This window comes from Streptomyces sp. NPDC046215, assembly GCF_040646215.1.
Taxonomy (GTDB): Bacteria; Actinomycetota; Actinomycetes; order Streptomycetales; family Streptomycetaceae; genus Streptomyces; species Streptomyces stramineus.
The window spans coordinates 1-5,069 of the sequence record NZ_JBEYZW010000166.1; the positions used below are offsets into that span (position 1 = coordinate 1).

3 protein-coding genes are annotated in these 5,069 nt (G+C 69.4%); 2 read left to right on the top strand and 1 reads right to left on the bottom strand.

Annotated elements, in window-relative coordinates; genetic code table 11:
- Positions 1–139: 139 nt before the first annotated feature.
- Positions 140–2,122, bottom strand: coding sequence for a fructose-specific PTS transporter subunit EIIC (locus ABZ951_RS33445; RefSeq protein ID WP_344097328.1), 1,983 nt, complete (start codon positions 2,120–2,122; stop codon positions 140–142).
- Between the two features lie 420 nt (positions 2,123–2,542).
- Between ABZ951_RS33445 and ahcY the strand changes: the two genes are divergently transcribed.
- Positions 2,543–4,000: an adenosylhomocysteinase gene (ahcY, locus tag ABZ951_RS33450; RefSeq protein ID WP_344097330.1), complete on the top strand. Its 1,458-nt coding sequence runs from the start codon at positions 2,543–2,545 to the stop codon at positions 3,998–4,000.
- Positions 4,001–4,099: 99 nt separating this feature from the next.
- Positions 4,100–4,714 carry a hypothetical protein gene (locus ABZ951_RS33455; RefSeq protein WP_344097332.1) on the top strand — a complete coding sequence of 205 codons (615 nt, stop codon included), beginning with the start codon at positions 4,100–4,102 and terminating at the stop codon, positions 4,712–4,714.
- Positions 4,715–5,069: the final 355 nt, after the last annotated feature.

A 5,069-nucleotide genomic window follows, 5' to 3' on the forward strand; every position in this document is an offset into this window, starting at 1 on the left:
GTTCCCTGCAAGGGGGACAGCAGTGTCTGATGCGGGCTTGGTTTGCCTTCCGGCGCACCAGCAAGCTGGTGCGGGGCCTTCCCCATGAACGAAGCCGACGAGTACCACCGGACCCGACGGCTACGGCCGGACCCGACGACTACTGGATCTCACCGAGCACCCGCATGACCGAGGCCGTATCCGCCGCCGCCAGCAGGCGCTCCCGGAAGCCCGGGTCCATCAGCTTCCGCGAGAGCACCGCCAGGATCCGCAGGTGCTCGTCCCCCGCCGCCGCCTCCGGCACCGCGATCATGAAGATCAGACGGGCCCTCGTCCCGTCCAGCGCCCCCCACTCGATGCCCTCGGCCGACCGGGCGAAGCCGACGACCGGACCCGTGACCGCGTCCGTCTTGGCGTGCGGGATCGCGATCTCCTCGCCGAGCCCGGTCGTCCCCAGCGTCTCCCGGGCGAGCACGGCGCGGACCAGCCCGCCGGCGTCCGCCACCTTGCCGGAGGCGCCCAGCAGCCCGGCCATCTCGCGGATCGCCGCGTCCTTCGCCCCCGCGGTGAGCCAGGGCCGCACGGTCTCCTCGGTGAGATAGCCGGAGAGCACGGACGTGGTGCCCACCGGTGCCGCCGGACGCACGGCGGGCACCGCGCCCGCCACGAGACCCGGCAGCGCCGCGGGCGTCCGGCCGCCCACGGCCATCAGCGTGACGGTCGTCAGCGCCGTGACCACCGTGCCGATCGCGATGGCGACGAAGAACATCGGCACCCCGGCGACCGCGCCCAGCACCGCCACGATCGGGCCGCCGTGCGGCACGTTGTCCTTGACCGCCGCCAGACCCGCGACGGCACCGGCCACGGCTCCGCCCAGCATGTTCGCGGGGATGACCCGCGCCGGCCGGGCGGCGGCGAACGGGATCGCACCCTCCGTGATGCCGAAGAACCCCATGAACAGCGCGGCCAGACCGGTCTCCCGCTCCTGGCCGGTGAACATCCCGCGCCGCAGCAGCGTCGCGAGCCCCTGGCCGAGCGGCGGCACCGCGATGGCCGCCGCGCACATGCCCATGACCTCCGGGTTCTTCGATACCAGACCCGCGCCGAAGAGGAACGCCGTCTTGTTGACCGGTCCGCCCATATCGAAAGCGATCATGAGGCCGAGAAGCGCGCCCAGCAGCGCCGCGCTCGTCCCCGTCAGCCCTCCGAGCCAGCTCGTCAGATGCTCGAAGACCCAGGCGATCGGCCGCCCGACGACATGGATGAAGAACAGCCCCAGCGCGGTCGTCGCCACGATCGGGATCACGATGATCGGCATGATCGGCCGGATGAACTTCGGAACCTCGATCTTCCTGATCCACAGGACCAGGTATCCGGCCAGGAAGCCCGTGACGATCGCCCCGATGAAGCCCGCCCCCGCGTCGCTGTCGTACAGCTCCCCGTGGCCGGCGATCCAGCCGCCGACCATGCCGGGCACCAGCGCGGGCCGGTCACCGATGGCATACGCGATGTAGCCCGAGAGGATCGGGATCATCAAGGTGAAACCGATGACGCCGATGTCGTTGACGGACTTCCAGAAGGGGCTGTCGATGACCAGCCCCTCAGGTGTCGTGTGCCCGCCCAGCGCAAGGGACACCGCGATCAGCAGACCGCCGACGACCACGAACGGGATCATGTACGAGACGCCGTTCATCAGCGCCTTGTACACGGCGCCGCGCTCCTTGCCGCCCCCCGCTCCGGCCGGGCCCGCGCCCGCGCCGCCCCCGTCACCCCCGCCCGCCCCCCGGTACACCGGCGCGCTCCGCACGTCCCGGATCAGCCGCTCCGGGCGGTGGATGCCCTCGGCGACCCCGACGGACAGCACCCGCTTGCCCGCGAAACGGCTCAGATCGACGTCCTTGTCGGCGGCGACGATGATGCCGTCGGCCTCTCTGACATCGTTGTCAGAAAGGACGTTCTCCGCCCCGATCGACCCCTGCGTCTCCACCTTGATCTCATGACCGAGTGCCTGCGCGGCCTGGGCGAGCTTCTCCGCCGCCATATAGGTGTGGGCGATGCCCGTCGGACAGGCGGTCACTGCGAGCAGCCTGAGCCCCGGCCCCCTGGCCCCCGTGCCCTCGGGGGGATCGGCTGGACTGATCACCTGGATCTCCTCACCACTCATCTCATCGCGCGGGAGCGTGCGGTGTCCTCCGCGCTGATCGCATCCTGCAACACGTGACCTGCCGAGCAAAGCGCCCCGTTCCCGGCGTGCGCGGGCGGCACTTTTCCGGAACCTCTCCCTCCGCCGGAACGGGGCCGGGCGGGGCTGGGGTTCACCGGGCCCACCGGTGTAGATTCGTGACCAGAGCCAGACGTCGCTGCTGATGGCGGTCGGGCGGTCCGCACGACGGACCGGCCGAGGGAGAGAGGGCCTCCGACGGACTGCGCTGTGGCCAGGGGACAGGTGCGCCGTACCGGAGCAACTGTGGTGCCATTTTTTGGGCGCCTCTCTGTCTGAGCAGCCTGACCGCGTGCACAGCCGAACCCACCCTCGCTCGCCCCTTCAGGAGGAGCAGCCCGTATGACCACCACCTCCAACGGCCAGGACTTCAAGGTCGCCGACCTGTCGCTGGCCGCTTTCGGTCGCAAGGAGATCACCCTCGCCGAGCACGAGATGCCCGGTCTGATGGCGATCCGCAAGGAGTACGCGGAGGCGCAGCCGCTGGCCGGCGCCCGTGTCACCGGCTCGCTGCACATGACGGTGCAGACGGCCGTGCTCATCGAGACGCTGGTCGCGCTGGGCGCCGAGGTGCGCTGGGCGTCCTGCAACATCTTCTCCACCCAGGACCACGCGGCCGCGGCCATCGCCGTCGGCCCGAACGGCACCCCGGAGAACCCGCAGGGTGTGCCCGTCTTCGCCTGGAAGGGCGAGACCCTGGAGGAGTACTGGTGGTGCACGGAGCAGGCGCTGACCTGGCCGAACACCGCCACCGGCGGCCCGAACATGATTCTGGACGACGGCGGTGACGCCACGCTCCTGGTGCACAAGGGCGTCGAGTTCGAGAAGGCCGGTGCCGCTCCGGACCCGTCCACGGCGGACAGCGAGGAGTACGCGCAGATCCTCACCGTCCTGAACCGCACGCTGGGCGAGAACCCCCAGAAGTGGACCCAGCTGGCGTCGGAGATCCGCGGCGTCACCGAGGAGACCACTACGGGTGTCCACCGCCTGTACGAGATGCAGCGCGACGGCAACCTGCTCTTCCCGGCGATCAACGTGAACGACGCCGTGACGAAGTCGAAGTTCGACAACAAGTACGGCTGCCGCCACTCGCTGATCGACGGCATCAACCGCGCCACCGATGTCCTCATCGGCGGCAAGGTCGCGGTCGTCTGCGGCTACGGCGACGTGGGCAAGGGCTGCGCGGAGTCCCTGCGCGGCCAGGGCGCCCGGGTGATCATCACCGAGATCGACCCGATCAACGCCCTGCAGGCGGCGATGGACGGTTTCCAGGTCACCACCCTGGACGAGGTCGTCGGGATCGCCGACATCTTCGTCACCACGACGGGCAACAAGGACATCATCATGGCCGCCGACATGGCCAAGATGAAGCACCAGGCCATCGTGGGCAACATCGGCCACTTCGACAACGAGATCGACATGGCCGGCCTGGCCAGGATCCCGGGCATCGTCAAGGACGAGGTCAAGCCGCAGGTCCACACGTGGACGTTCCCCGACGGCAAGGTCCTCATCGTGCTGTCCGAGGGCCGCCTGCTGAACCTGGGCAACGCCACCGGCCACCCGTCCTTCGTGATGTCGAACTCGTTCGCGGACCAGACCCTGGCCCAGATCGAGCTCTTCACGAAGCCGGAGTCCTACCCGACCGACGTCTACGTGCTGCCGAAGCAACTGGACGAGAAGGTCGCCCGACTCCACCTCGACGCCCTCGGCGTCAAGCTCACGACGCTCCGCCCGGAGCAGGCCGCGTACATCGGCGTCCCGGTCGAGGGCCCGTACAAGCCGGACCACTACCGCTACTGAGCCCGTCGCGGCTGCTGACAGCATGCGCACCAGAAGCCGGTAAGCAGGCCCCCGCCTCCCTCGGTGGGGGCCTGTCCCGTTCTCGTCAAGGACCCCACGATGCCCCGCGGCCGCTACTCCCTCCACGACCCGCACGATCACACCCCCCTCGGTGCGGAACACTTCCACTGCGCCACCGGCCCGTCCGGCTGGCGCTACGTCTCGCAGCTCACCACCCCCTCCGGCGAGCACGCCGGCTCCGTCGACCTCACCCTCGACGACCTCGGCCGCCCCATTCGAGTCCAGCTCCACGCGGCGAGCTGGCAGGTTCGGGGCGCCGCTCTCGACGGCGTCACCTGGGTACGCACCGACCCGACCGGGGAGCACGCCACGGAAGGCAATGTCCCCGCGCACGCCTTCACCGGCGCTTCCCCGGCCTTCTACGTGGCGCTGTCCCGCATGCTCCGGCTGTCGCCGGGCGAGGGCGCCAAGCGCGTCCGTCTCGTCGCCTTCACCTCCCCCGTGCTCGCTCCCCGCACCCTCGACCAGTCGTGGGCCTTGGTCGACAGGACAGCACACGCCACTGACAGCGGACCGCTGGAAGTGGACGCGTACCAGGTCAGCGACCTGGAGACGGGGGAGCAGCAGACGGTGCACCTGGCCGGGGACGTGGTCCTCTCGGCGCCGGGCATCGAGCTGGAAGAGCTGGAGAGCCCCCCCTCGTCCTTCGCCTGAGACAGGCCCGGCGGCGGCCCCGTGACGGCCCCGCGCCGATGTGCGTCCGAGGCGACGGAGCTGGTAGTGTCCTACTCGTTCCGCAAAACCTGTTGACACGGGTGGCGCGGGGAGGTAGATTCGAACGGTTGCCGGGGAACTGGACAAGTTCCAACGGCACGGTTAGTATCTAACTCGCTTCGGTGGCGGATCCAATTCGCACGAAGCACACTCGATTCCCTTTCGGAAGAGAAAACGCCGATTAGCTCGGCCGGATCGCTTCTGATAAAGTCGGAAAAGCCGGAAAGCGAAAGCAAGAAGGCAGACCCCGCTCCAGCAGGGGGCCGGAAATGGAATCCGAACCGGAAACGGAACG

Coding starts and splice junctions, on each gene's coding strand:
- ABZ951_RS33455 (WP_344097332.1), top strand. CDS start 4,100: ATGCCCCGCGGCCGCTACTCCCTCCACGACCCGCACGATCACACCCCC.
- ahcY (WP_344097330.1), top strand. CDS start 2,543: ATGACCACCACCTCCAACGGCCAGGACTTCAAGGTCGCCGACCTGTCG.